The 23,495-nt window shown below is 68.5% G+C and carries 22 protein-coding genes; 9 read left to right on the top strand and 13 right to left on the bottom strand.

The genetic code is table 11. The annotated features are described in order from the left end of the window. The first annotated feature begins 205 nt into the window (after positions 1 to 205). Positions 206 to 973: an ABC transporter ATP-binding protein gene (locus B116_RS0122410; RefSeq protein ID WP_018723040.1), complete on the top strand. Its 768-nt coding sequence runs from the start codon at positions 206 to 208 to the stop codon at positions 971 to 973. Next, the gene (locus tag B116_RS0122405) at positions 973 to 3,522 is read left to right on the top strand and encodes an ABC transporter permease (RefSeq protein ID WP_027661383.1); all 2,550 of its coding nucleotides are present in this window, start codon (positions 973 to 975) and stop codon (positions 3,520 to 3,522) included. Before B116_RS0122410 ends, B116_RS0122405 begins: the two co-directional genes overlap by 1 nt. Before the next feature lie 73 nt (positions 3,523 to 3,595). On the opposite strand, the gene B116_RS0122400 is transcribed toward B116_RS0122405, so the two are convergent. After that, positions 3,596 to 4,291, bottom strand: a complete 696-nt coding sequence (locus tag B116_RS0122400) for an HAD family hydrolase (RefSeq protein WP_263404935.1) — start codon at positions 4,289 to 4,291, stop codon at positions 3,596 to 3,598. Positions 4,292 to 4,649: 358 nt separating this feature from the next. Between B116_RS0122400 and B116_RS0122395 the strand changes: the two genes are divergently transcribed. After that, positions 4,650 to 6,029, top strand: a complete 1,380-nt coding sequence (locus B116_RS0122395; RefSeq protein ID WP_397540859.1) for an MFS transporter — start codon at positions 4,650 to 4,652, stop codon at positions 6,027 to 6,029. Between the two features lie 63 nt (positions 6,030 to 6,092). On the opposite strand, the gene rfbA is transcribed toward B116_RS0122395, so the two are convergent. Next, complete coding sequence (gene rfbA, locus B116_RS0122390) at positions 6,093 to 6,965, bottom strand: glucose-1-phosphate thymidylyltransferase RfbA (protein WP_018723044.1); 873 nt, start codon at positions 6,963 to 6,965, stop codon at positions 6,093 to 6,095. A gap of 205 nt (positions 6,966 to 7,170) precedes the next feature. Beyond that, a complete protein-coding gene (locus B116_RS0122385) occupies positions 7,171 to 7,626 on the bottom strand; it encodes a helix-turn-helix transcriptional regulator (protein WP_018723045.1) in 456 nt (151 codons plus the stop codon). A 116-nt stretch (positions 7,627 to 7,742) separates the two neighbouring features. Here B116_RS0122385 and B116_RS0122380 point away from each other — a divergent pair, with 116 nt between their 5' ends. Continuing rightward, the gene (locus B116_RS0122380; RefSeq protein WP_018723046.1) at positions 7,743 to 8,066 is read left to right on the top strand and encodes an acyl carrier protein; all 324 of its coding nucleotides are present in this window, start codon (positions 7,743 to 7,745) and stop codon (positions 8,064 to 8,066) included. A gap of 18 nt (positions 8,067 to 8,084) precedes the next feature. Here B116_RS0122380 and B116_RS0122375 read toward each other — a convergent pair whose 3' ends face one another. From B116_RS0122375 to rfbB, 6 genes are all read right to left on the bottom strand, one after another. Continuing rightward, positions 8,085 to 9,059, bottom strand: coding sequence for an LnmK family bifunctional acyltransferase/decarboxylase (locus B116_RS0122375; protein ID WP_027661380.1), 975 nt, complete (start codon positions 9,057 to 9,059; stop codon positions 8,085 to 8,087). 133 nt (positions 9,060 to 9,192) lie between these two features. Beyond that, complete coding sequence (locus tag B116_RS0122370) at positions 9,193 to 10,176, bottom strand: acyltransferase domain-containing protein (RefSeq protein ID WP_018723048.1); 984 nt, start codon at positions 10,174 to 10,176, stop codon at positions 9,193 to 9,195. Then, positions 10,158 to 10,403: an acyl carrier protein gene (locus B116_RS0122365; protein WP_026321867.1), complete on the bottom strand. Its 246-nt coding sequence runs from the start codon at positions 10,401 to 10,403 to the stop codon at positions 10,158 to 10,160. Before B116_RS0122365 ends, B116_RS0122370 begins: the two co-directional genes overlap by 19 nt. Before the next feature lie 5 nt (positions 10,404 to 10,408). Further along, the gene (locus B116_RS25725; protein ID WP_155255780.1) at positions 10,409 to 11,698 is read right to left on the bottom strand and encodes a ketosynthase chain-length factor; all 1,290 of its coding nucleotides are present in this window, start codon (positions 11,696 to 11,698) and stop codon (positions 10,409 to 10,411) included. Next, the gene (locus tag B116_RS0122355) at positions 11,695 to 13,035 is read right to left on the bottom strand and encodes a beta-ketoacyl-[acyl-carrier-protein] synthase family protein (RefSeq protein WP_027661379.1); all 1,341 of its coding nucleotides are present in this window, start codon (positions 13,033 to 13,035) and stop codon (positions 11,695 to 11,697) included. The genes B116_RS25725 and B116_RS0122355 overlap by 4 nt, the downstream gene beginning before the upstream one ends. Continuing rightward, on the bottom strand, positions 12,963 to 13,979 hold the full coding sequence (gene rfbB, locus B116_RS0122350) for a dTDP-glucose 4,6-dehydratase (RefSeq protein WP_027661378.1): 1,017 nt from the start codon (positions 13,977 to 13,979) through the stop codon (positions 12,963 to 12,965). The genes B116_RS0122355 and rfbB overlap by 73 nt, the downstream gene beginning before the upstream one ends. A 175-nt stretch (positions 13,980 to 14,154) precedes the next feature. On the opposite strand from rfbB, the gene B116_RS0122345 reads away from it, so the two are divergent. The 3 genes from B116_RS0122345 to B116_RS0122335 all read left to right on the top strand — a co-directional run bounded on the left by B116_RS0122345 (position 14,155) and on the right by B116_RS0122335 (position 17,318). Then, the gene (locus B116_RS0122345; RefSeq protein ID WP_027661377.1) at positions 14,155 to 15,366 is read left to right on the top strand and encodes a DegT/DnrJ/EryC1/StrS family aminotransferase; all 1,212 of its coding nucleotides are present in this window, start codon (positions 14,155 to 14,157) and stop codon (positions 15,364 to 15,366) included. Between the two features lie 25 nt (positions 15,367 to 15,391). After that, the gene (locus tag B116_RS0122340) at positions 15,392 to 16,423 is read left to right on the top strand and encodes a glycosyltransferase (protein ID WP_027661376.1); all 1,032 of its coding nucleotides are present in this window, start codon (positions 15,392 to 15,394) and stop codon (positions 16,421 to 16,423) included. A gap of 160 nt (positions 16,424 to 16,583) precedes the next feature. Further along, on the top strand, positions 16,584 to 17,318 hold the full coding sequence (locus tag B116_RS0122335) for a YdcF family protein (protein ID WP_027661375.1): 735 nt from the start codon (positions 16,584 to 16,586) through the stop codon (positions 17,316 to 17,318). Positions 17,319 to 17,335: 17 nt separating this feature from the next. Here B116_RS0122335 and B116_RS0122330 read toward each other — a convergent pair whose 3' ends face one another. From B116_RS0122330 to B116_RS0122315, 4 genes are all read right to left on the bottom strand, one after another. Further along, on the bottom strand, positions 17,336 to 18,349 hold the full coding sequence (locus B116_RS0122330) for a Gfo/Idh/MocA family protein (RefSeq protein WP_018723056.1): 1,014 nt from the start codon (positions 18,347 to 18,349) through the stop codon (positions 17,336 to 17,338). A gap of 49 nt (positions 18,350 to 18,398) precedes the next feature. Next, a complete protein-coding gene (locus B116_RS0122325) occupies positions 18,399 to 19,010 on the bottom strand; it encodes a dTDP-4-dehydrorhamnose 3,5-epimerase family protein (RefSeq protein WP_027661374.1) in 612 nt (203 codons plus the stop codon). Between the two features lie 9 nt (positions 19,011 to 19,019). Beyond that, entirely contained in the window at positions 19,020 to 20,006 is a 987-nt protein-coding gene (locus B116_RS0122320; protein ID WP_027661373.1) for an NAD-dependent epimerase/dehydratase family protein, read from the bottom strand. 84 nt (positions 20,007 to 20,090) lie between these two features. Then, positions 20,091 to 21,017, bottom strand: a complete 927-nt coding sequence (locus tag B116_RS0122315; RefSeq protein WP_018723059.1) for a putative sugar O-methyltransferase — start codon at positions 21,015 to 21,017, stop codon at positions 20,091 to 20,093. A 280-nt stretch (positions 21,018 to 21,297) separates the two neighbouring features. Here B116_RS0122315 and B116_RS0122310 point away from each other — a divergent pair, with 280 nt between their 5' ends. Together B116_RS0122310 and B116_RS0122305 are read left to right on the top strand one after the other, a co-directional pair. Next, entirely contained in the window at positions 21,298 to 22,320 is a 1,023-nt protein-coding gene (locus B116_RS0122310; RefSeq protein WP_026321872.1) for a methyltransferase, read from the top strand. Then, entirely contained in the window at positions 22,317 to 23,438 is a 1,122-nt protein-coding gene (locus B116_RS0122305) for a glycosyltransferase (RefSeq protein WP_027661372.1), read from the top strand. Before B116_RS0122310 ends, B116_RS0122305 begins: the two co-directional genes overlap by 4 nt. Positions 23,439 to 23,495: the final 57 nt, after the last annotated feature.

Genomic DNA, 23,495 nt, shown 5'->3' with positions numbered 1-23,495 from the left:
GCCGGTCCCCGGGCAGTCGGGAACTGGCTCGACGCCAATGGGCGCTCAGGGGCAACCCTGAGTGGCGCTCGGGGACACCCGCAGCACAAATATCCGCCACGGCTCCGCCGCAAGTCGGAGGGATGCGGGCGGGGAAACAACCATGATGGGACTGCCGCGCCGGCCGAGGGGGACGGCGTGGACCGATCGACGAGAGGGAGAAGACGTGACCGCGACGGTAGGCCGTCAGGCGCAGGCCGCGGCCCGCGCGAGCGAGGTATGGAAGGTGTACGGCAGCGGGGAGGCACAGGTGGTCGCGCTTCGCGGAGTCACCTGTGAGTTCGAGCAGAGCCGATTCACTGCGATCATGGGTCCATCCGGGTCGGGCAAGTCAACGTTGATGCACTGCCTCGCCGGGCTGGACTCCGTGACCCGGGGCACGGTCTCGATCGGCGAGACCACGGTCACCGGCCTGGGGGATGCCGGTCTGACCAAGCTGCGGCGCGATCAGGTCGGATTCATCTTCCAACAGTTCAACCTGCTGCCGACGTTGACCGCGAAGGAAAACATTCTGCTGCCGCTGTCGATCGCCGGGCGCAAGCCGGACCCAGCCTGGTTCGACACAGTGATCGAGACCGTCGGCCTGCAAGATCGGCTGGATCACCGGCCGGCGCAGCTCTCCGGTGGGCAGCAGCAGCGGGTGGCGTGCGCGCGGGCCCTGGTCAGCCGCCCACAGGTGATCTTCGCGGACGAGCCGACCGGCAACCTCGACTCACGGGCCGGCGCGGAGGTACTGAAGTTCCTCCGCAACTCGGTGCGGGAGCACGGGCAGACCATTGTCATGGTCACCCATGATCCGACCGCCGCCGCCTACGCCGACCGGGTGGTCTTCCTCGCCGACGGACAGATCGTCTCCGAGCTGATCGAGCCGACGGCGGAGACGGTGCTGGACACGATGAAGAAGCTCGACAGCCAGGTCGAGGTGGGCGACTGATGTTCCGGGCGACCCTCAAGAGCCTGCTGGCACGCAAGCTCCGGCTAATCCTGTCCGGGTTGGCGGTGGTACTCGGCGTCATGTTCGTCTCGGGCGCGTTCGTGCTCACCGACACCCTCGGCCGTTCCTTCGACGCCGTCTTCGCCGACGCGTACGAAGGGGTGGACGTCAACGTCTCCGCGAAGCCGACGATGGAGGTGGGCGACTTCGAGGGCGAGGCGGTGGCAGCGCCGGTGCCGGCCGAGACGGTGGAGCGCATCCAGGGCGTTCCCGGGGTGGCCGACGTCACCGGCGTCGTGGCCGCCGACGGCGCGCGCCTGATCGGCAGCAATGGCAAGGTGGTCACCTCCTTCGGGCCGCCCCAACTCGGTATGAACTGGGTGGGCGCAAGCGATCTCGTGCAGCTACGCGAGGGCCGGGAGCCACAGGCGGATGACGAGATCGTCGTCAACGCCAGCCTGGCCAAGGCCGGCCGGGTCGCCGTCGGCGATCGGGTCGGCGTGCTCACGCTCGAGCCGAAGCGGGAGTTCACCATCGTCGGGATCTCCGGCTACAGCGGGGGCCGCGACTCCATCGGTGGCGTTAACGAGATCATGTTCACCACCCCGGTAGCGCAGCAGTTGATGCTCGGCCAGGGCGACGCCTACACCAACGTCACGGTCACCGCCGCGGACGGCGTCGCCAACGATCGGCTGCGCGACGACGTCGCCGCCGCGCTCGGGGCCGACTTCGAGGTGAAGACCGGCGCAGAGGTCTCTGCGGATGCCTCGGCGACGCTGAAGGACGGGTTGTCCTTCTTCAACCGAATCCTGCTCGGCTTCGCCGCGGTGGCGCTGCTGGTGGGGACGTTCCTGATCCTCAACACATTTTCGATCATCGTGGCGCAGCGCACCCGGGAGTTGGCGCTGATGCGCGCCGTCGGGGCGGGCCGTCGCCAGATCATCGGCTCGGTGGTGCTGGAGGCGGTGGCGGTCGGCCTACTCGCCTCCGTGCTCGGCCTCGGCGCCGGCGTCGGCATCGGCGCGCTGTTGGCGTACGTGTTCGGCAACATCTCCGGCGGGCTGGACCTGGCGGGGATCGCCGTGCCCCCGGCCGCGGTTATCGGGGCGTTCGGGGTCGGCCTGATCATCACGGTGGTGGCGGCGCTGCTGCCCGCGCTGCGGGCGTCCCGGATCCCGCCGATCGCGGCGATGCAGGATGTGGCGACGCCGGACCGGCCGCTGACCAAGGTCACGGTGGCGGGCGCGGCAGTGACCGCGACCGGCGCCACGCTGCTCTTCCTGGGCCTCGGCGGGCATGCCGGTGGCAACACCCTGGTCACCATCCTCGGCGGCGTGCTCTTCGCCTTCATCGGGGTGGCGCTCCTGACCCCGCTGGTCAGCCGGCCGGTGGTCGCTCTACTCGGCGGGATCTTCTCCTGGTGGATACCGGGCAAGCTGGGCCGGCTCAACTCCGGACGAAACCCGCGCCGTACGGCGATCACGGCGGCCGCGCTGATGGTCGGCATCGCCCTGGTCACCGGGGTCACTGTCATCCTAGATTCCACCAAGAGCAGCATCAGCGGCCTGGCCCAGGACCAGATCAAGGCCGAGTTGGTGATCGGCGGTGCGCAGACCGGGCCCCGACCGCCGACCTTCGACCCAGCGGTGCTGGAGAAGGCCGCGGCGCTACCCGGGGTGGCGCTGGTCGGCGGAGCATACGGCGATCTGGCCCAGGTCGGCGACGAACGCACCTGGGTGGGCGCCAACAGCGACGTGTTGACGCTGACGCAGATCTTCGGCGCGCGGGCCACCGCCGGGGACATCAGTCGACTCGGGCCGGATCAGATGCTGGTCAGCTCGGATGTGGCGGCCTCGCGCGGACTCTCCGTCGGCTCCACCGTGCCGGTGCAGTTGGCCCGCGCTGAGGCGAAGACCTACACGGTCAGCGGGATCTACGAATCCGATGAGCTCCTCGATCCGGTCACTTTGCCGGTCACCGCGGCGCAGGGATTCACCATCCCCCAGCCGATCGCGGGCTTCATCCAGCTCACGCCCGGCGCCGAGCCCGCTGATGTGCTGCCGCGGGTGGAGACGCTCCTGGCGGACAGCCCGGAGGTGTCGGTGGCCGACCGGGAAACGTTCATCGAGCAGCAGACCAAACCGCTCGACGACCTGTTGCGAATGATCCAGATCCTGCTGCTGTTGGCCATCGTGATCGCGGTGCTCGGCATCATCAACACCCTGGCCCTGTCGGTACTCGAACGCACCCGGGAGCTCGGGCTGCTCCGCGCGATCGGCCTCGGCCGGGCGCAGACCATGGGCATGATCACCGTCGAGGCGGTGGTGATCTCGGTCTTCGGTGCACTGCTCGGCGTCGCCGTCGGCTCCGGCCTCGGCGCGGCCGTCGTCGAGGCGCTGCATGACGAGGGAATCACCGACCTGGTGTTGCCCTGGGCAGACATGGGGACGATGGTCGGCCTCGGCGCACTCGTCGGCGTTCTCGCCGCGGTGATCCCCGCAGTCCGCGCCGCCCGCATCGATGTCCTGGGCGCCATCGCCCACGACTGAGCCAGCTCGGAAGGGCCCCGTAGCTACGGGGCCCTTCCGCCCGCTGAGGGAGCGTCGCCGGAACGGCTGCGCGCTACCGACCACCGACGGCGGCGTCCGGCGCGCGGTCCCCGAGCAGCGCCGCGAGCAGCTCCAGGTCTGCTGTGGCCAGGCTCGCCAGCTGATGCACATCGGCGTGGGGCTCCACCGGCACCTCTGCCGGTACCGCGAGGACCGCCGCACCCGCGGCGAGGGCACTTGCCACGCCGGTCGGGGAGTCCTCGATCGCCACGCACCGTCCGATCGGCACACCGAGCAGCCGGGCGGCGGCCAGGTAGGGCATCGGGTGTGGCTTCGCGGCATCCACCTCGTCCCCGCACACCACCACATCGAAGCTGTCCCGCCCCAGGGTGTCGAGGGCAACCTCCACTAACGTCCGAGCGCTGGAGGTGACCAGGGCCGTCGGGATCCGCGCAGCACGGACGGCGCGCAGCAGGGTCAGCGCGCCTGGCCGCCACTGCAGCCCGCTGCGGAACAACTCCAGGATCCGCGCGTTGATCCACGCGGCACTAGCCTGCAGGTCGCGTTCCGGCTGGCCAAGGTCGTCGTGCAGGAGCTGCATCGAGGCCGCCATACTCGTTCCGATCATGGCCCGGCGGGCGGTCGCGGAGAGCGCGCCGCCGTAGACGACTGCCAGCTCGTGCAGCGCGATATCCCACAGCTTCTCGCTGTCCACCAGGGTGCCGTCCATGTCGAAGAGGACAGCGGCAGGACGTTGGGCACTCAGCATGGGCCTCCTCACCTCGGGTAGACCACAGATGGTGCCAGCCGCGCCCCAGCCTCGCTACCGATCCCGCTCACCGGTGACATTCGCCGCTGGCTGGAGCCCGTCGGCAGCAGCCAGCGAGGCGCACCTGGCTCGGCGGCCGGGCCAACCGGGATTCGCGCCACCACCGGTGGTTGTCCGGGCCAGGATCGTTCCTTTCCACGCGGCCAAGCTCACCGCAGATCGTTAGTGGGTACATGACCGTTCTCGCAGCCTGCCCGGCAACCCTGTCGTGACCGAAGAGCATCAGCAGGAAGAGCAGCCGCTTCGGACGGGATCGGGTCGTCCGGTGCCACGGATACCAGTAGTGGTGGTGAGCACGATGATGACCTTCATCACGGGGCTCAACATCGCCCTGGTGGTGATCGCCATGCCGACGATCCGTGCCACGCTCGGGTTGGATTCGAGCACCCAACAGTGGCTGGTCTCGGCGTTCTATCTGGCGATCGGCCTGGTGCTGGTGCCCGCGGGACGATTCGGTGACATACACGGCCGGCGCAACATCTTCGTAACCGGCATGACGGCGTTCGTCGTAGCAAGCGGAGCCGCAGCTATCGCATCGCATGAGGCATGGCTGATCGCCGCCCGTCTGGTGCAAGGGATGGGCATCGGGCTGGCACTCGCCCAGGTGTTCGGGACAATTCAGCGAATATTTACCGCCCAGGAGCGGGGGCTACCGTTCGGAGCAGTCTCCGCGGGGATCAACGTTGCCCGGGTAGTCGGTCCGGTGCTTGGCGGCGGACTGGTCGCGGTCGGGGGCGCCGAATGGGGCTGGCGGTGGGCTTTTCTGGTCAACGTGCCGGTCGGGATCGTCATCGCGATCCTCGGGTGGCGGTTCTTCCCGGTCGCGGAACGGGCCCACCGGCCACGGATGGACCTGGTGGGGGCCATCCTGTTAATGGTCGGGCTAGGGGTGGTATGGCTGACCCAGGGTGAACAGTTGCCCGAGTGGTTAACCTGGACGCTCCTAGCCACGGGAGTGGTGGTGCTGGTGGGGTTCGTGCGCTGGGAAAAGCGATACGCCCGCCGCGGTGTGCCGATGTTCGACATGAGGCTATTCCGGTTCCAGTCGTTCTGGGTGGGGATGATCATCGCCGTCTTCTACACCGCCGGCTACGACGGCATCTACTACCTGATGTCGGAGTATCTGCAACACGGGCTCGGGCATGACGAGTTGGTGACCGGTGTCGCGCTCACCCCGCTGGCGCTGGGCGCCGCCATCAGTTCGGTGATCGCCGGGTCCAAGGCGGGGCGGCTGGGCCGACCGCTGGTGGTATCGGGGCTGCTTCTCGCGGCGGTCGGGCTCATCGCGCTACTCGTCGCCGACCTCTTTCTGCCCGGCCCGGACTCCCCGCACGCGGCCACGCTGCCCCTGCTCCTGGCCGGACTGGGCGGCGGGCTGGTCACCTCGGGGGTGGCCGGCGGCTTGGTGATCGCCCCGAACCTGACCATAGCCCTCTCCCCCGTGCCACGGACCGAGGGTGGAAGCGCCGGCGGCATGCTCGAGACCGGGCAGGCCTTCGGCGGCGGTCTGGGAGTTGGTCTCGTCGGCACGGTTCTCTTCGCCAGCCTGGACCGGACCGGCGACTGGCTGACCGCCTTCCGCATACCCGTTCTGGTCATCGTTGGGCTCTTCGCCATCGCCCTGACCGCCGCCCTACTCAATCTCTTCTCGCCTGACCGATCCGCTCCGCCCGGATGACGCAAAAAGACCCCGGACCACCAGCACCACACCAGGCTCCGGTCGCTAGGAGCAACGAGAGGCTCAGCGTGCTTCCGCGGCCACATTCAGGACGTACCGACCATAGTCGGTATGCGCCAACTCGGTACCGAGAGCGTGACAAGCCTCGGCGTCAATGAAGCCCATCCGCAGGGCCACCTCCTCGAGACAGGCGATATGGATGCCCTGCCGCTGCTCCAGGGTCTGCAGGTAGTGACTGGCCTGGAGCAGCGAGTCATAGGTACCAGCGTCCAGCCAGGCCAGCCCACGGCCCAAATCGACCAGTCTCGCCTTACCGCGCTCCAGATAGACCTGGTTGACCCGGGTGATCTCGATCTCGTTACGCGCCGACGGACGAACATTCTTGGCGATATCCACCACGTCGTTGTCGTAGAAGTACAACCCGGTGATCGCCCGATTCGACCGCGGCGCGCGTGGCTTCTCCTCAATAGAGATGAGCCGCCCCGTCGCGTCGGTCTCCCCCACCCCGTACCGCTGCGGATCGGTGACCTGGTAGCCGAACAACACGCACCCGTCGATGTCTCGGCTCTCCGCCTGCAGCCGCTCCGAGAACCGGTAGCCGTGGAAGATGTTGTCGCCCAGAATGAGGGCGACCGGGTCGGATCCGACGTGCTCCGCGCCGATGATGAATGCGTCGGCCAGGCCCCGCGGAACCGGCTGGGCGGCGTACGAGATTGACAGGCCGAACCGGGAGCCGTCGCCGAGGAGCCGCTCGAACAGCGGCAGGTCCCGTGGGGTCGAAATGATCAGGATGTCCCGAATCCCGGTGAGCATGAGCACCGAGAGGGGGTAGTAGATCATCGGCTTGTTGTAGACCGGCAGGAGCTGTTTTGACAGCGCCAGGGTCACCGGGTGCAGCCGCGTCCCCGAGCCGCCGGCCAGGATGATGCCCTTCACATGAGTCCTCCTCACCGCGGAATTCCCTGTGCCGTCCCACGGGCAGGTGCCGCGGGCGGCCGCCGCCACCCCTCGACTTCAGGCCGGGCAAACAAGGACTTCCAGCCGAACGATGGCTACGCGGCCGAAGTCTGGCCGGCGGTGCTCAGGCAGCGCTCAAGCCGAGCTCGCGTCCCCGCCCTCAAGCCGAGCTCGCGTCCCGACTTCAGGCCGGTTGCCGCTCCCCCGCCTTTCGGCTCCGTACCGGCCGGGTCACCTGCTTCGACACGCACGACGGCATCCCCGCCGTCGCCTCCGACGCCATCCGTCGGTACGTGCTGGGGGGCACGCCCACCAGTTCGGTGAACCGAGTACTGAACGTACCCAGCGAGGAGGACCCGACCGCGAAGCAGACCTCGGTAACGGTCATGTCGCCCCGTCGCAGCAACGCCATCGCCCGCTCCACCCGCCGGGTCAGCAGGTACGCGTACGGCGACTCACCGTAGGCAAGGCGGAACTCACGGCTGAGATGTCCGGCTGACATGTTCACCCCACGGGCTAACGCCTGCACGTCCAGCGGCTGCGCGTACTCCCGGTCAATGCGGTCCCGTACCCGCCGCAGCCGCGCGAGATGGCGCAGGCGGAATCGGACGTCGTCCAGGTTCAGCTGCTGAGCACGCACGCACGTATTCTGCAAAGCTCCACGGCCCCCGTCCAGCCGTTCGCCGCCGACTCGCCGGGACGAGGTTCGATTCGCCCTCGAGCACCCCCAGAGCTCGGGGCCGCAGGATCGGCACGATGCGATCCGAGAACGGTCTGGATGCGGCACCGGGCGCTGGCAGCCGCATCGACCGCAAGGCGAAGGAGTCGTTCGTGCCACCGATCACGTTGCGGGAGCTCGAGCTCCTCATGCGCCAGTACGTCTGGGACGGGGACTGGCAGTCGTTCGAGCACGCCCCGGACCAGCCCTTTGACGAGCTGGGATACGATTCGCTGGCCCTGCTGGAGACGCATAGCCGAATCAAGCGCGACTACGGCGTCCTGATCTCCGAGGACGATCTGGAGCGCGTCCACACGCCTCGCGCGTTGGTCACGTTCATCAATGAGCATCTCGGGTCGTGACGGCGGAACAGCCCGCCGTCAGTTCGCTGGATGAGTGATCCGCTGACGCGCCACGGCGAGCAGGCTGCCGTCCTGGCCGCGGCGTAGGCTCACATCGATCACCTCTTCCCCCGAAACATCTCGGTACATCGAGACCTCGATATCGAGCAGGTCGTCGGCGTTGGCGTTGGCGACCAGACAGACCTGCCGGTCCCGGACCTGCCGGCGAAGGAAGCCCGCCACCGACCGGCCAAGCGAGCGCCACAGCTGCAGGACGGCCCAATCCACAATCGAGAAGTACGACGCAAAGTACAGCAGACCGACACCGTTCAGATCGCGGCTGGCGCTCACCTGGTAGGTCAGCGCCAAGCGAACCTGCGGCGGCGGCTCCCCCACCGATCGGAATCCGGCGGCCCGGCGGACATTCGACACGATTCGCCGCGGTGTGTACTCGTCGGCGATCAACTCCAGGTGATCCGCCCGGAAGCCGACCGGCGTGGCTCGCCGCAACCCATGGTTTGTTCCCGCTCCGGAGCGCTGAATCCACCGATTGAACGTCTCGACATGCAGGCAGCCGGGTGTGTCGTAACGGAAGAAGTCGTCCGTGCTGGCAGCGGCCCCACTCGGCGCCTTGCCGGCTTCCCCCTCGTAGCGGCTGATCTGATGCACGGTCAGCACCGAGTCGCCGCCGCAGGAGAAGACCTTGGAGCGCACCCGCAGCCGATCCCCAAAGGTCAACTGCTCTACGGACAGCTCCGGGCAGGCCTGAACCCGGAAGTACGCGAAGGAGAGATAGACCGGATTGCCGGCGGGGTCCACCGCAGAGTAGGGGTCAAGGTGGCAGGCAGCGCCCACCGCGTCCCACGTCCAGTCCCCGAGCTGCCCGACGAAGAGCGAGTTGGGCCCGCACATCGCCGGAGTAATCAACTCGACGCGTTCCCACCAGTCGCCCGGGCCTCGCACCAGCGCCGGACGACCGACCTGGGCGAACGGGGCCGGTTGGTAGGTCACCATATCGCCTCCACGATTCAGGAAGGGGCCATGTCCCCTCCGTTGCTGGTGTTCCGGAAAGCCGGGCCCGCGCGGAACGCGGTCACCGCCCGCAGGTGCCGGCACCAGTAGCACTGGCTCCGCCGCCGGCGGCGGATCAGGGCGGGGAAGCCCCGAGGCGGGCAGCGGCAGCGGCGAGCTGCCCAGCTTCCCGGGACGGGTCCGTCGGCGGGCCGAGCAACGCCAGCACCTCGCTGTGCCCGGAGCGAACTTGCGGCAGCCGCCGCGCGAGTGTTGTCAGGCCGTTCCCCGGGCCACACTCGACCAACAGCTGCGGCCCGGCGCCCGCCAGGGTCGTCAAGGCCGGCCAGAACAACACCGGGTCCACCGGATGACTCGCCCAGTACCCGGGGTCCCGTGCCTCGGCGTCGGTCAAGTAGCCGCCGGTATACCCGGAGACCAGGGGTATCTGTGGCGGCCGGGCCGGCAGGCTGGCCAGCAACGGGCCGGCCGCGACAACCACCGGGCGAAGTAGCTCGCTGTGGAACGGCACCGTTGCCGGCACCGGAGCCCAGGTGTAGCCGGCACACCGGAGCGCGTCCAAGGTCGTCCGCAGCGGCTCGACCGCACCCGCGATCACCGTCTGCCGGGGCGCGTTGACCGCGCCGATGTCGACCCCCGGCCGAAGGTGGGGCTGCACCTGCGCTTGGGACGCGGCGACGGCGGCCATCCCGCCCGCCGGCACCGTGGCGAACTGGCCCACCCGATGCCGCACGATCCGGACCGCGCTGGCCAGATCGAAGACCCCAGCCAGAGTCGCCGCGGCCAACTCGCCGATGCTGTGCCCGAGCAGAACTGTGGGCCGCAGTCCCCAGTCCAGCAGGAGCCGGCCGAGCGCATAGTCGATGGCGAAGAGCAACGGCTGGGAGCGGTTGGCATGATCAATTGACACCCGGGGCGAAGCGGCCAGCCAGTCCGAACGGAGCTCGTCTCCCGCCGCCCCCATCAGCAGGAACAGCTCGTCCATGACCCTCGCGAACGCTGGGACGTCGCGGTACAGTCCGGTACCCATCCCCTGGTACTGGGCGCTCTGACCCGGCATCAGCAGGGCCAGAGCGCCGGTCAGGCGGCCGACAGCCATCGGTTCACAAGGTCAACCAGTTGCTGCGGCGTCTCCGCCGCGCTTAACGCTTGCTCGGAGAGGTCAACGCCGTACTCGCGTCGGATCACGCTCTGGGTCTCCAGGAGCGCGAGGGAGTCGTAGCCGAGGTCGGCGAAGGCCCGTTCGGGGGCCTGTTGGAATGAGTCCGTGGACTCGTCCTCCCCCGCGCACGTATGCATGATCTGCTCCAGGGCCGACAGTGTCATCTGCTTCATGACGGATTCCCTCCTGATCGGGTGGGCGCTTCGCGGCCGGTAACTCCGGCGGCTCCGGTTCGGCCGGGGGCCGCGGCACCAGGACGGAGCACCATGGCGGAGTTGAACCCGCCGCGGCCCCGGGCCAGCACCAACGCAGGTCCCGGCCGCCATGGCCGGGGAACATCGGTGACGAGATCCAACCGCGTGCCTGGGGCCACCGTCTGTACATTGACCGTCGGCGGAATGAGCCCGTCTCGCATCGCCAGCAACGCACCGGCGAGGTCGGCCGGGGCGCCGCCGGAGTTCATCCGTCCAGTCATGGTCTTCGGGACGGTGACCGGCACCCCCTGCGGACCGAAGACATCCGCGATGGTCTCGGCCTCGGCGCGGTCGTCGGCCGGCCGGCCGGAACCGTCGGCGAAGACCACCCCGATCTCCCGGGCGGTCACCCCCGCGTCGGCGAGAGCGGCCTCCACCGCGCGGCCCAGACCCCGCTCACCGCCGTGCCGAACCGTGGCGTCGAACGTCGCGGCGTACCCAGCGATCTCCCCATAGATCTGAGCACCGCGACGGCGGGCCGCTGCAGCCTCCTCGACCACCAGGACCGCACCACCCTCACCGGGGACCTGGCCCTGGGCACGGAGATCGAAGGGCAGGTAGGCGGTGCGCGGATCCTCAGCGGTGCTCAGCGCCCCGTCGCTGATCCGGGCAACCCACCCGTACGGGCAGAAGGAACTGTCGAAGCCGCCGGCGAGCATCAGCTGTGCCCCCTTGCGGATGTTGCGCCGGGCCTGCGCCACCGCGTCGAGCCCGCCGGCCTGGTCACCGACGACGACACCGGCCGGACCGCGCATCGCGTGCCGGATCGACAACTGCCCGGTGTTGACGGCGTAGAACCACGCAAACGACATGTAGACACTGACGCGCTCCGGTCCGGAGCACCAAAGATTCTCCAGCTCCCGCTGGCCGTATTCGAAGCCGCCGAACGCCCCGGCCATCGCCACCCCGGTCTCGCCCGGGTCATAGGTGCCCGGCTGGACCCCGGCGTCGGCCAACGCCCACGCCGACGCCGCGAGGGCGAGCTGGGTCATCCGGTCGGTCTGCGGTAGCAGCCGGCGGGGCAGGTGCTCGGCCGGATCGAAATCGTTGATCTCGCCACCCAGTCGAGCTGGATAGCCCCGCGTGTCGAAACGGCGGACGAGACCAATACCGGATTCGCCGCGGAGCGTTGCGGCCCAGAAGTTCTCTGTCCCGGCGCCGTTCGGCGCCGCAACGCCGATGCCGGTAATCACCGCTGTGCTCATGCCGGTCCCATGCCTAACCGGGTGAGCACGATCGCGCTCTGAAAGCCGCCGAAGCCGCTGCCGACGCTGAGCACCGTGTCGAGCCGCTGCTCCCGTGCGTGCAGCGGGACGTAGTCCAGGTCGAGCTCGGGATCCGGCTCGCGCAGGTTCGCGGTGGGTGGGACGACGCCCTGGTCGAGGGCGAGAGTGCAGGCGGCGATCTCGATCGAGCCGATGGCCCCGAGTGAGTGACCGATCATCGATTTGATCGAGCTGACCGGGGTCTGGTAAGCATGCGGACCGAGTGCCCGTTTGAGCGCGGCGGTCTCATGCCGATCGTTCTGTTTGGTCGCCGTGCCGTGTGCGTTGACGTAGTCAACGGACTGGGGCGAGCGCCGGCTCTCGGCCAGGGCGGCCGTGATGGCAGCGGCCATCTCGGCACCGTCGGGCCGCAGACCGGTCATATGGTAGGCGTTACTCCGCGAGGCGAAGCCGGCGATCTCGGCATAGATCCGGGCGCCGCGGGCGCGTGCGTGCTCCTCGGATTCCAGCAAGAGCGTGGCGGCGCCCTCGCCGAGAACGAAGCCGTTCCGGGTGCGATCAAAGGGCCGCAACGCATGGGCGGCATCGTCGTTACTCGGCGAGGTTGCCCGAATGGCGTCGAAACAGGCGACCGTGATCGGCGAGATGGGCGCATCGGTACCACCGGTGACCATCACGTCAGCGGCACCCTCCCGAATCAGGTCGGCCGCATGGCCGACCGCGTCCAGGCCGGAGGTGCAGCCCGCCGAGACCACGGTGACCGGGCCCTGAGCGTTGCACTCCGCGGCGACCTCCGCCGCCATCGAGCCGGGCATGAAGTAGTCGTAGAGGTGTGGGCTGGCGTACCGGTGATCCAGGACCCACTCCCGACCGGTGTCGCTGAGGGCGAGGTACTCGGACTCAAGATTGCAGGTGGCGCCGACGGCGGTGCCGAGACTCACGCCGACCCGGGTGGGATCGAACCGGTCCGGTTCCAAGCCGCTGTCGGCCATCGCCTCCCTCGTCGCGACCAAGGCAAACTGGGCGGCTCGGTCCAGTCGGCGACGCTCCCGGTGGGACAGTTCGGCCTGAGCCGCCTCGAAGTCCACCTCGGCGGCGATCCGCGACCGGAACGCGGCAGCGTCGAAAGCGGTGATTGGCCGGGTCGCGGTCCGGCCGGCGGTGATCAGGTGCCAGAACGCCTTCGTACCCACGCCCCCCGGCGCCACGACGCCGAGGCCTGTGACCACCACCCTTGGTGCGCTCACCGGGGCACCGCCACATTCGAACCGACATTCTCCCGGTCTGGTCGCGTGCCACGCGTATGCTCCGCCCACCAGGTGCGGTTGTCCCGATACCAGTTCACGACCGCAGCCAAACCCGATGCGAACGGCACCTGTGCGGCATAGCCGAGTTCGCGGCGGGCCTTGCCGTCATCGAGGCAGTAGCGCTGGTCATGCCCCAACCGGTCGGCGACGAAGCGGACCGCGTCCCAGCTGGCCCCGCAGAGCTCCACAAGTGCAGCGGTGAGCTCTCGGTTGGTCAACTCGGCTCCACCACTGAGGTGGTAGATCTCGCCCTCGCGCCCCTTCTCCAGCGCCAGCTGCACCCCGCGGCAGTGATCCGCGACGTGCAGCCACTCCCGAACATTCTGGCCATCACCGTAGAGCGGCACTGGCTGGCCGGTCAGCAGGTTGGTGACAAAGTGCGGGATCACCTTCTCGACGTGCTGGTACGGCCCATAGTTGTTGGTGCAGCGAGTGATCACCACCGGCAGTCCGTACGAGCGGTGATAGGCGCGGGCGAGCAAGTCGGCCGCGGCCTTCGAGGCGGCGTACGGGGAGTTCGGCAGGAGCGGATGCTCCTCCGTCCAGGCGCCTTCCGCGATGCTGCCGTAGACCTCATCCGTCGAGACCTGCACGATCCGTTCGATGCCGACATGCAGGCAGCACTCCAACAGGGTCTGGGTACCCAGCACGTTGGTCGTCACGAACGGCGACGCGTCCTGTAGTGACCGGTCCACGTGGCTCTCGGCCGCGAAGTGGACGACCGCGTCGTGCCCCGGCAGCAAGTCGAGGAGCAGCCCCCGGTTCCCGATGTCGCCTTGGACAAAGGTCAGCCGACGGTCCGCCGCCGGCAGGTTCGCCCGGCGGCCCGCGTACGTGAGGAGGTCCAGGACGGTGATCTCCGCGTCCTGGTAGCCCTGATAGGCGCCGTCGAGGAGGTTGCGTACGTACTGCGAGCCGACGAAGCCGGCTCCCCCGGTCACGAGGATTCTCATGTCTGCGAGCCTCGCCGGACGCAACCGATCCCGAGTGGAGGTCCACTGGAACGGCGGTGGAGCGGGGCCGCCGCACTAGCCGACGGCGCACGCCACCAGCCGGGCTCCACCGGGGTACGAGCCCAGTGCGCGACGGTGCTCGTCCGACAGGTCGTACGGCTTTGGAGGCCCGCGCGTGAAATACACGGTCGCTGATCTCGCCATCCTCGGCGGGACTCCGATGTTCCCGCAGGTGTTGCAGGTGGGAACGCCGAGCGTGGGAGAACGGTCGCGGTTGTTCGAGCGGCTGAACACCGCGCTGGACAACAAGTGGCTTACCAACGGCGCTTTAGTCCGAGAGTTCGAGGAACGCATCGCTGAACTGGCGGGCGTACGGCACTGCGTGGCGACCTGCAGCGGCACCATGGCGCTGCAACTGCTCTACCAGGCCACCGGGCTCACCGGCGAGATCATCATGCCCGCCATGACCTACGTGGCCACCGCGCATGCTGCCTCGATGCTGGGGCTGACGCCGGTCTTCGCCGATATCGATCCGGAGACCGGGTGTCTCGACCCGCAGCAGGTGGAGACGGTGCTGACCCCGCGTACGTCGGGCATCGTCGGGGTTCACCTCTGGGGTCGACCCAGCCCGGCGGGCGAGTTGGAGAAGGTAGCCGCCCAGCACGGCCTCACGCTCGTTTTCGACGCGGCGCACGCACTGGGGTGCAGCCATCAGGGCCGTCGGATCGGTGGTTTCGGTAACGCGGAGATGTTCAGCTTCCACGCCACCAAGGTGGTCAACTGCTTCGAGGGCGGTGCAGTGGCAACCAACGACGACGCCCTCGCCGGGGAGCTGCGCGCACTGCGTACCTTCGGGATCACCACCGACGGCCGTAGCCTGGGGGTCGGCACCAACGCCAAGATGACCGAGGCCTCCGCGGCGATGGGACTGACCTCGCTGGATGCACTAGCTGCGACGGTGCGCCACAATCGCGTCAATCACGCGCGCTACAGTTCTGCGCTGCGCGGACTGAGTGGCCTGACGGTCGTCGACTTCGACGAGGCCCAGGAGCCCAACTGGCAGTACGTCATTCTCAAGATCGACGAAGCGATTACCGGCATCCACCGCGACCTGGTGATGCGGATTCTCCGAGCGGAGAACGCGGGGGCGCAGCGCTACTTCTCCCCGGCCTGTCACCGGCTGGAGCCCTACCGTTCTCAGCGTCCGGTCTCCCTGCCGCACACCGAGCGCCTGGCGGAGCAGGTCCTCGCCCTGCCGACCGGCCCTGCGGTCGCCGCGGCGGACATCGACCGAATTTGCCGCATCGTGCGATGCGCGATCTCCCACGGACCAGAGCTCACCAACCGACTTGGTCCGAGCCCCACCCGTCCCTTTGCCGCCTCCTAGAAAGCACCTCAATTCGATGAAGTTCATGTTCACCGTCGGGGGTAGCCAGTCCACCGTGTTCTGCATCGCCCCACTGGCGACCGCGGCCCGCAACGCCGGCCACGAGATAATGTTGACCGCCGACGAACCACTGCTGGAGACCGCGGCGGCGATCGGGCTACCAGCGGTCCCCACCCCCCACCCGGGGAAGCCCGCAGCCCGGTTGCGGGCCCTGCGGGAGTTGGCGGGGCAGTGGTCGCCCGATGTGGTTGTCGGTGGCCTGTCATACGTTCCCGGCCTCGTCGCCGTGGAGACCCAGGCGCTATACGTGCGCCACTACTGGGACATCGTGCCGCTACGGCCAGAGCCGGGAATCAAACCTGACCTGGAGCGACTGGGCCTGAGCGGGCCACCGGCGGCCGACCTGTTCATCGACGTCTGCCCGCCGGGCCTACGGCCGTCACCCACCCCCGGTGCACGGCCGATGCGCTGGATTCCGAAGAACCGGCAGGGTCGCCTGCAGCCATGGATGTACACCCGGCCCGCCGACCGTCCCCGGGTACTGGTGACCGCGGGCACGCGCAACCTCTTCCTGCATTCGCGCAGCAGCGTCATCCGACACCTGGTGGACCAGCTCATCGCGACCGGCGCCGAGGTGGTGATCGCGGCACCGGAGCGAGCCGCCGCTGAGTTCGGTGCGCAGTTCCGCGATGTCCGCGTCGGCTGGGTCCCGTTGGATGTCGTCGCCCCCACCTGCGACCTGGCGGTACACCACGGCGGCGCGGCTACCACGATGACGGTGCTGAACGCCGGCGCACCGCATCTGGTCGTCCCCGACAACGACTACTCCCGGTCCGTCGCAAAGGCCATCACCGACGTCGGCGTAGGCCTGACCGCCGCCCCAGTGCCCCCAGACGGTGATCGGGCGGCGGTCGAGGCAATCACCACGGCTTGCCGGCGAATCCTCGCTGACCCCGGGTACACCGAACGCGCCCGGTTGCTTGCCGCCGAGGTCGCCGGACTTCCGACACCCGCCGAGGTCGTGTACACCGTCGAGAAGTTGGCCGCCAGCCGATAGCCCGGCCCCGCCTTGGCCGCCGGCTGGCCCCGACCTTGGCCAGGGCCTTGGGCCAGCCGAAGCCCGGCCCCGCCTTGGCCGCCGGCTGGCCCCGGCCAAGGATCGATGCTGGCTATCCTGAACACCGGCACCGGCAGGCCGACACCGGAGGAGTTCCGTATTGACCACGAAGGTGGGCGTACTCCTGCACAGTCGTCACCTCGAGACGGAGGCGTGGGAGGATCTGGTCCTTGGTCGCCCCCGGAACGACGAGTTTGGCGACGCGGCCACGCTGGCGCGGGAGGTCCTGACCCTCAGCCACGATCACGAGCTCAGCTGCATCGTCATGGGCAGCGGCTTCTCCCAGCGCGACGGCATCAGCGAGGGCGAGTACACGAAACGATTCTTCCTGGCAAACCTCGCCCGCCTCGATGAATTCCCCCGGCTGCGACCGCTCCTAGCCCGGCTGTCCGGCCCGCAACGGGCTGCCTTCCGCCAGGCGGTACGGGACATCATCATCATGCCGCAGGCCGGCAACACGGTCTCCGAACTGGAGACCGCGGCCGGCATCTTCGCCGCGCACGGCGTCCACCGGGTGCTACAGGTCACCGCCGCCAGTCATGCGCCCCGCTGTCTCAAGGAGCAGACCGTCGCCCGGGCGCACGGTCTGATCGCGAAGGAACAGCAGTGGTACACGGTCGCCACCGATATGGCCTACCGGGACACCCGCCCCGAGGATGTCTGCGTCATCGAGCCGCTCCACCGGCGCGACCAGCCGATGACCTTCGTACGGCCCGGGCTCTCCGAGGTCATCGCGCCGTACTTCTTCCTTCCGGATACCGACAAGAAGGCGCTTGTGGCGATGGTCGCGGAGTTCATGGCAGCCCGCGGCAGCACAGCCCGGCCAATGAAGTAGCACCGGGGCACGGCCCGTCAGTCGATCAGCCCGCTCCGTGCGTCCCCGTGCGGCTCGGGGACGCACACGGCGCGTGACCGCACTTTGTCGATCAGTTCCGCCTGCTGGATGATCGCTCTCGCCTGCGGACTGTAGTCCGCACCATCGAGCAGGGACCGGGCGAAGAACTCGGCGATGTTTCGGAACTGATGATCTGCGGGGAGCACCACCTCCTCGGCATCGCCGTCAGCCTCGATCCGGATCACCGGCGGCCGGGTGGCCGGCGGAGTGAATGCCCGGTCGAGGGTGAGCCGCGCCCGTTCACCCCAGAGCGAGTAGCAGGATCGGTACGCGTGCTCGAAGCCGAAGGAGAGTTCGGCCGTCACGCCCGACGGGGTACACAGCAAGACGTGGCCGGCCAGATCAACGCCCCGGATCGGACTCGTCCGTAGCACCGATCCGACGACGTCGAGCTCCGGGCCGAGGAAGTAGGTGGCGGCGCGGAGCGGATAGACGCCGACGTCAAGCAGCGCGCCCCCGCCGAACTCGCCGTGGTAGCGCCAGTTCGTCGGAGCCAGTGGCGGGATCCCGAAGCGTGCGGTGAAGAGCCGGGTCGCGCCGATCCGGCCCCGGGCGACAAGGTCACGAACCACCTCGTGCTGCCGGTGGTGGAGAAACATGTAGTTCTCCAGTAGCCAGAGTCCCGCCTGCTCCGCCTGGTTCACCAGGTTGCGGGCGGTGACGTGATCGCTGGTGAGCGGCTTTTCGGAGAGCACGTGCTTGCCGGCCGCCAGGGCCCGGCTCACCCAGTACGCGTGCAACCCGGTGGGCAGCGGAATGTACACCGCGTCAATGTCGGACCGGTCCAGTAGCTCGTCATACCCGTCGGCGGCCCGACATCCGAACCGCTCGGCGACCGTGCGGGCCCGGGCCGGATCGCGACTCGCGACCGCCCTCAGCTCGATACCGGTCGCTTCGGTCAGCGCCGGCAGAAACCGGCGGAGCGCGATGCTGGCACATCCCAGGACTCCCAGGCGGATGAGAGCGGGCATACGGTGCCTCCCTTCACTGGAGCCGGGTCGGTAGCCGGCCCGGCGGCGGTCAGTGGGCCACCTGATACAACTGTTGCTCCAGCACCTGGCACTGCTGGTAGTCGGGGAGAAGACCGGCCTCGGCGGTCTCGGCCAGGCTCGGACCGACCCGGTCCCGATCGGAGACGATCGTTTCCAGGTCTGTGGGGATCGGTAGCCCCAGAGCTGGGTCGAAGGCGGAGACGACCCGCTCATGCTCCGGCACGTACGACCCGGTGAGCATGTAGGACATGACGGTGTGATCAGCGAGCGACACGAAGGCGTGCCCGACCCCGACCGGAAAGTACACCGCCCGGAACTCCCGCGAATTCATCTGCACCGCGTCCCAGACACCGAAAGTCGGTGAACCGACTCGGACGTCAACGATGATGTCGATCGCCTCACCGGCAGCACAGTAGACGTACTTTGCCGTACCCGGTGGAGCAATGGTGTAGTGGATTCCGCGGACCACGCCCCGCCGGGACACGCTGTGGTTGGTCTGCGCGACGGGCAGGAGCGGGCTACCGTTCGCCGCAGCAAACGGAGCTTGTTGGAACGGTGACACGAACAGTCCACGGCGATCCGAGAACACCTCGGGGGTAAACCCGAACGCACCCTGGACCGCAAGCTTTTCGACCTTCACCTGATCTCCCTAGAACCGGTCACTCCCGTCGAGCAGGGTCGCCACGGTGCGGTGCACCGCGTCGGCAAGCTCCGTGCGCGCGCACCATCCCGAGACACGCTGGAAGGGCATCGGGTCGATCTGCATACTCTGAAAATCGATCACGGGGGCGTCGGCCGGAGCCCGCACCGAGATCACCGGTACGGCCGGCTCGCCGGTCTGCGCCGCGACCGCCCCTGCGACCGTACGGAAGACTGCGCCCAGCGTGTCGGGTCGGCCGGAGCCCACTAGCCAGTGTCGACCGGTCAGCTGCGCTGGGTAGCGCATGGCGGCCAGGAAGGCGTCCGCGGCATCCTCGACATACACCAGGTCCCGCCGAACTGTGCCGTCATGCCACATCGTCAGTGGTTTTCCGGCGATGGCCCGGCGGGCCATCGTGACCACGACGCCCTGATCAGCCACCCGAGACAGCGAGCTCTGCCCGAACACGGTCGGCAGGCGCAGGCTGACCCCCCGCAGTACCGACGCCGCGGTCGCGGCCTTCAGCAGCCGTTCGGCGGTCAGCTTTTGCCGGCCGTACGCGGTCTCCGGGCGGTCTGGCTCGCTGCCGTTCATTGGCTGCTTCGGTGGCTGTCCAACCTGCAGGGTGGTCGCGGCGAACACCACCAACGGAGCGGTCTGGGCGGGCCGGCGCCGGCCGAGGATCTCGGTGAGGTCGCGCACGATGCCCACGTTCACCCGCTCTCCCTCCGGGGTGTCGGCGTCACGCCACCCACCGCTGTGTTTACCCAGGTGAAAGATGACGTCGGCACCCGCGACGACATCGGCCAGGCATTCTGGTTCGGTGAGGTCCCCGGTGCAGACCTCCACCTCAGCCACCGCCTGCTCCGGCACCGGGCTACGGCGACGCGACACGGCCCGCAGCCGGATCGGAAGCTGCGCCAGCCGGGCGGTGACGACCGACCCCAGGTAGCCAGACGCTCCCAGTACGCTCACCACGGGTGGGTCCCCGCCCATCGCAAACTCCTGGTCCACCGCTCCTCCGATCTCCTGATCTCGCAGGTTGCCGCGCTCCTCCGGCTTCATTCCCGGTCCGGCCGGTCAGCCGCCACCGTCCGGTTGCTTCTTGCGATAGATGGCCTGCCAGTAGAAGCTCCACGGCACTGCCCACGCATCAGCGACAACGCGCCAGTCGGCACTGGGCTGGTAGGCCCCGAGGAACCCCGGCACGGCGGCCCGTACCGCCTGGTCGTCGTGGATATCCAGAACCTGACGGAGCAGACCGGTCTCCATCGCCCTCAATCGGGCCTCGTCGCCCTCCACGTGCCCGTCCAAGCTCCGGTCCTGGTACTTGCCGACGGGGTTCTTCACATACAGGGCCGCGCATCGCCGGTCGATCAGATCGAGGTAGCAGCGTACGGTCTCCGGCACCATTTCGGCGAACGAGTTGATATTGATGCCGAGGTCGAAGTCGCTTCCGCGGAGGGCCAATCCCACGTCCCCGTCCTCCACTGGGACGAAGCGGAGCTTCGCGAACTGAACATCGTCCAAGACCGCCCGCAGATAGCGGCGACTGAACCACATGGTGCTGCGCAGATCCACGATGCAGTACGCGGCGACCTCATGGTTTGACAGCAGAGTATGACAGGTCCGCCCGTAGCCGGCTCCGATCTCGAGCACCCGAGCGCCCCGCAGGTCGACGCTCCGCTCGATGAACCCGACCTCGAGCGTGGCCTGTAGGTAGTCCAGGCAAACCGGCATGCCATGCCACCGCACCGCGACCGGATCGCCCACCTCACGCCGGGCTGTCCGTCGCAACCGCGCCCAGTCGTCCGGATCAAGCGTGGTCGCCAAGTTGTGGACCAGCGTCTTGAGATACCGCACGCCGTTCACCTCGGGGTCCCACAACGACATCTTGTGGTTCGGCCGCTCCGACTTGAAGTGCGTGAGATCGTTCGCCGCCTCCGCGGTGAACCAGTGCCGAATGATGCGTTCCCACTGTCGACTCGCTCGGTATACGCCTGTCATCTCGACCGTCTTTCACCCAGGGAAGGTATAGAAACGCTATTCCACGCTCGACGGTGTGACCGTAGATCGATCTCGACGGAGTCTGGCATCTGGTCCGACACGCGACAACTCCGCAGTTGCGGTGTACCCCACGTTCAACTGACTGTCGTCCCCAGTTGAACAGTTCCCGCAAGCGGGCCGCTAACCGGGATTGAACACATTCTCGAATGAGCAGCAGGACACCGATAATGACCCCGAAGCGGGCCGCCGCGGGCCACCCCAACAGTGGAGGGACGACACAGTGCCAAAAAGGGTAGATGTCGATTCACTCAGCGATCTGGCGACGCCGTGGAGTCTACGCGTGGTGGTAACCCTGGGCGTGGCCGACCAGCTGGCGGCTGGAGTCACCGAAATCGGGGATCTCGCGCGCCACATCAAGTGTGACCGGGACTGCCTGGCCCGGGTCCTGCGCCACCTGGTCAGCAAGGGCGTCTTCGAGGAGCCGGTCGAGGGCGAGTTCGCCCTGAACGAGGCGGCCCGTTCCCTGCTGCGGTCCGGCCCGCTGCGCGGCCTGGCTCTGGACGGCCACGGTGGCCGCAGCGCCGCCGCCTGGAACGGGCTGCTGGCCACGGTGCGGACCGGGCAACCCGGTTACCAGAACGTCTTCGGACGCTCTTACTGGGCCGACCTCGACGCCGACTCCGACCTCGCGGCCAGCTACGACGTGAACATGGGCCGGCGGGCCGGCGAGGCATCGGATCCGGCTATTCTCCTCGACGACGACACCTGGACCCAGGTCGCCCACGTCGTTGACGTGGGCGGTGGCACCGGCGAGACGCTCGCCGAAATCCTGCGGGCCCGGCCGACGGTCCGCGGCACCCTGGTTGACCTGCCCCGAACGGTCGCCCGGTCGACCGAGGTCTTCGCGGCGGCGGGGGTCGCCGACCGGGCCGCCGTTCAGGGGCAGAGCTTCTTCGACCCACTGCCCACCGGAGCCGATGTCTATCTGCTCAAACGCCTGCTCTTGGACTGGCCCGACGAGCAGGCTGTCGTGCTGCTCACCCGCTGCGCCGAGGCCGCAGCCCCACGCGGCCGGGTGGTCGTGGTGGGCGGGGTCTCCCCGGGGCGAGCGGCCGCCTCGGCCGGGCTACTGATGATGGTGCAGACCGGCGGCAAGCCCCGGACCTTGGACGAGTTCCGGGGTCTCGCCGCGCGCGCCGGCCTCACCGTCACGGCGTCCGGCCACAGCCCGTCGGGCCAGTTCGTCACCGAATGCCGTCCCGCGGCGGGCAGCACCGCACGGAAGACCAACGCCCGGCGATGAGATTCCTCTTCCTCACCACGGGCAGCCACGTCACCGTCTATGCGATCGCCGCCCTTGCCCATGCGGTACGCAACGCGGGGCACGAAGTACTGGTGGCCACGAACGAACCCCTCATCGACGCGGTGGAGACCGTCGGCCTACCAGGGGTGTCGATCACATCGAAGTCGATCCGGCACTTCCTCGCCACCGTCGACGCACCGGACGAGATGGCGGTGACCGGCCGCGGCCTGGGGCGGATGGCCGCTGCCACGCTGGCACGCCTCCGTGAACTGGCGCAGGACTGGCCGCCGGATGCCATCGTCGGTAGCTCGATGAGCTATGCGGCGGGGCTACTCGCCGCGGACCGCGATGTCCCCTTCGTACGTCACATCGAGTATCTGCGAATTCCGATGGCGGAGATCGACCCGGTGGCGGCGGAGGAGCTCGCGCCGGAGCTGAGTCGCCGGGGTCTGGTCGGGCTGCCCGAACCCGACCTGGTGGTTGACGTCAGCCCGCCATCGCTACGGTCGTCCTCCGCCGCCGACGTACACCCGATGCGCTATGTGGCCACGAATCCCCAGCGCCGACTCCAGCGGTGGGCATACACCCGTCCGCAGGGCCGCCCCCGGGTCTTGATCACCTCTGGAACGCACCATCGCATGCTCGCTGGCCGCTCGTTGCGGCGGCTGGCAGAGCAGCTCACCGCTGTGAACGCCGAGGTGGTGATCGCGGCGCCGACGCGGGTCGCCGAGGAGTTCGGCGCAACGGCGGACGATATCCGGATCGGTTGGATCCCATTGGACACCGTGGCGCCCACCTGCGACCTGGCTGTCCACCATGGCGGCGCCACCACCACGATGGCGGTCATCTCCGCGGGCGTACCGCAGGTGATCACTCCCCCGAACACCCACACCAGGGCGATCGCCGACGCTCTGGCCAACTTCGGTGCCGCAACGACGATCCGCGCTCCCCACCAGGCCGACCACGAGCTGGCGGACGTACTGGCCACCAGCAGCCGGGAGCTGCTCGCCGACTCCCGGTACGCCCGGCAGGCACAGGCCCTCGCCGCCGAGTTGGCCGCACTGCCGACCCCGGCCGACATCGTCCGGACGATGGAAGCGCTGGCTGCTGCCGCTTGACGGGAATACCGATAATCCGAATGGTCCGACTGACGAGTAAAGGCAGTTAATAGGTGT

This window comes from Salinispora fenicalii (genome assembly GCF_000514815.1).
Taxonomy (GTDB): domain Bacteria; phylum Actinomycetota; class Actinomycetes; order Mycobacteriales; family Micromonosporaceae; genus Micromonospora; species Micromonospora fenicalii.
This window is presented reverse-complemented; position numbering and strand designations above follow the sequence as displayed.

Coding starts and splice junctions, on each gene's coding strand:
- B116_RS0122405 (WP_027661383.1), top strand. CDS start 973: ATGTTCCGGGCGACCCTCAAGAGCCTGCTGGCACGCAAGCTCCGGCTA.
- B116_RS0122400 (WP_263404935.1), bottom strand. CDS start 4,291: ATGCTGAGTGCCCAACGTCCTGCCGCTGTCCTCTTCGACATGGACGGC.
- B116_RS0122395 (WP_397540859.1), top strand. CDS start 4,650: ATGATGACCTTCATCACGGGGCTCAACATCGCCCTGGTGGTGATCGCC.
- B116_RS0122380 (WP_018723046.1), top strand. CDS start 7,743: ATGCGATCCGAGAACGGTCTGGATGCGGCACCGGGCGCTGGCAGCCGC.
- B116_RS0122375 (WP_027661380.1), bottom strand. CDS start 9,059: ATGGTGACCTACCAACCGGCCCCGTTCGCCCAGGTCGGTCGTCCGGCG.
- B116_RS0122370 (WP_018723048.1), bottom strand. CDS start 10,176: ATGGCTGTCGGCCGCCTGACCGGCGCTCTGGCCCTGCTGATGCCGGGT.
- B116_RS0122365 (WP_026321867.1), bottom strand. CDS start 10,403: ATGACACTGTCGGCCCTGGAGCAGATCATGCATACGTGCGCGGGGGAG.
- B116_RS25725 (WP_155255780.1), bottom strand. CDS start 11,698: ATGAGCACAGCGGTGATTACCGGCATCGGCGTTGCGGCGCCGAACGGC.
- rfbB (WP_027661378.1), bottom strand. CDS start 13,979: ATGAGAATCCTCGTGACCGGGGGAGCCGGCTTCGTCGGCTCGCAGTAC.
- B116_RS0122340 (WP_027661376.1), top strand. CDS start 15,392: ATGTTCACCGTCGGGGGTAGCCAGTCCACCGTGTTCTGCATCGCCCCA.
- B116_RS0122330 (WP_018723056.1), bottom strand. CDS start 18,349: ATGCCCGCTCTCATCCGCCTGGGAGTCCTGGGATGTGCCAGCATCGCG.
- B116_RS0122320 (WP_027661373.1), bottom strand. CDS start 20,006: ATGGGCGGGGACCCACCCGTGGTGAGCGTACTGGGAGCGTCTGGCTAC.
- B116_RS0122315 (WP_018723059.1), bottom strand. CDS start 21,017: ATGACAGGCGTATACCGAGCGAGTCGACAGTGGGAACGCATCATTCGG.
- B116_RS0122305 (WP_027661372.1), top strand. CDS start 22,317: ATGAGATTCCTCTTCCTCACCACGGGCAGCCACGTCACCGTCTATGCG.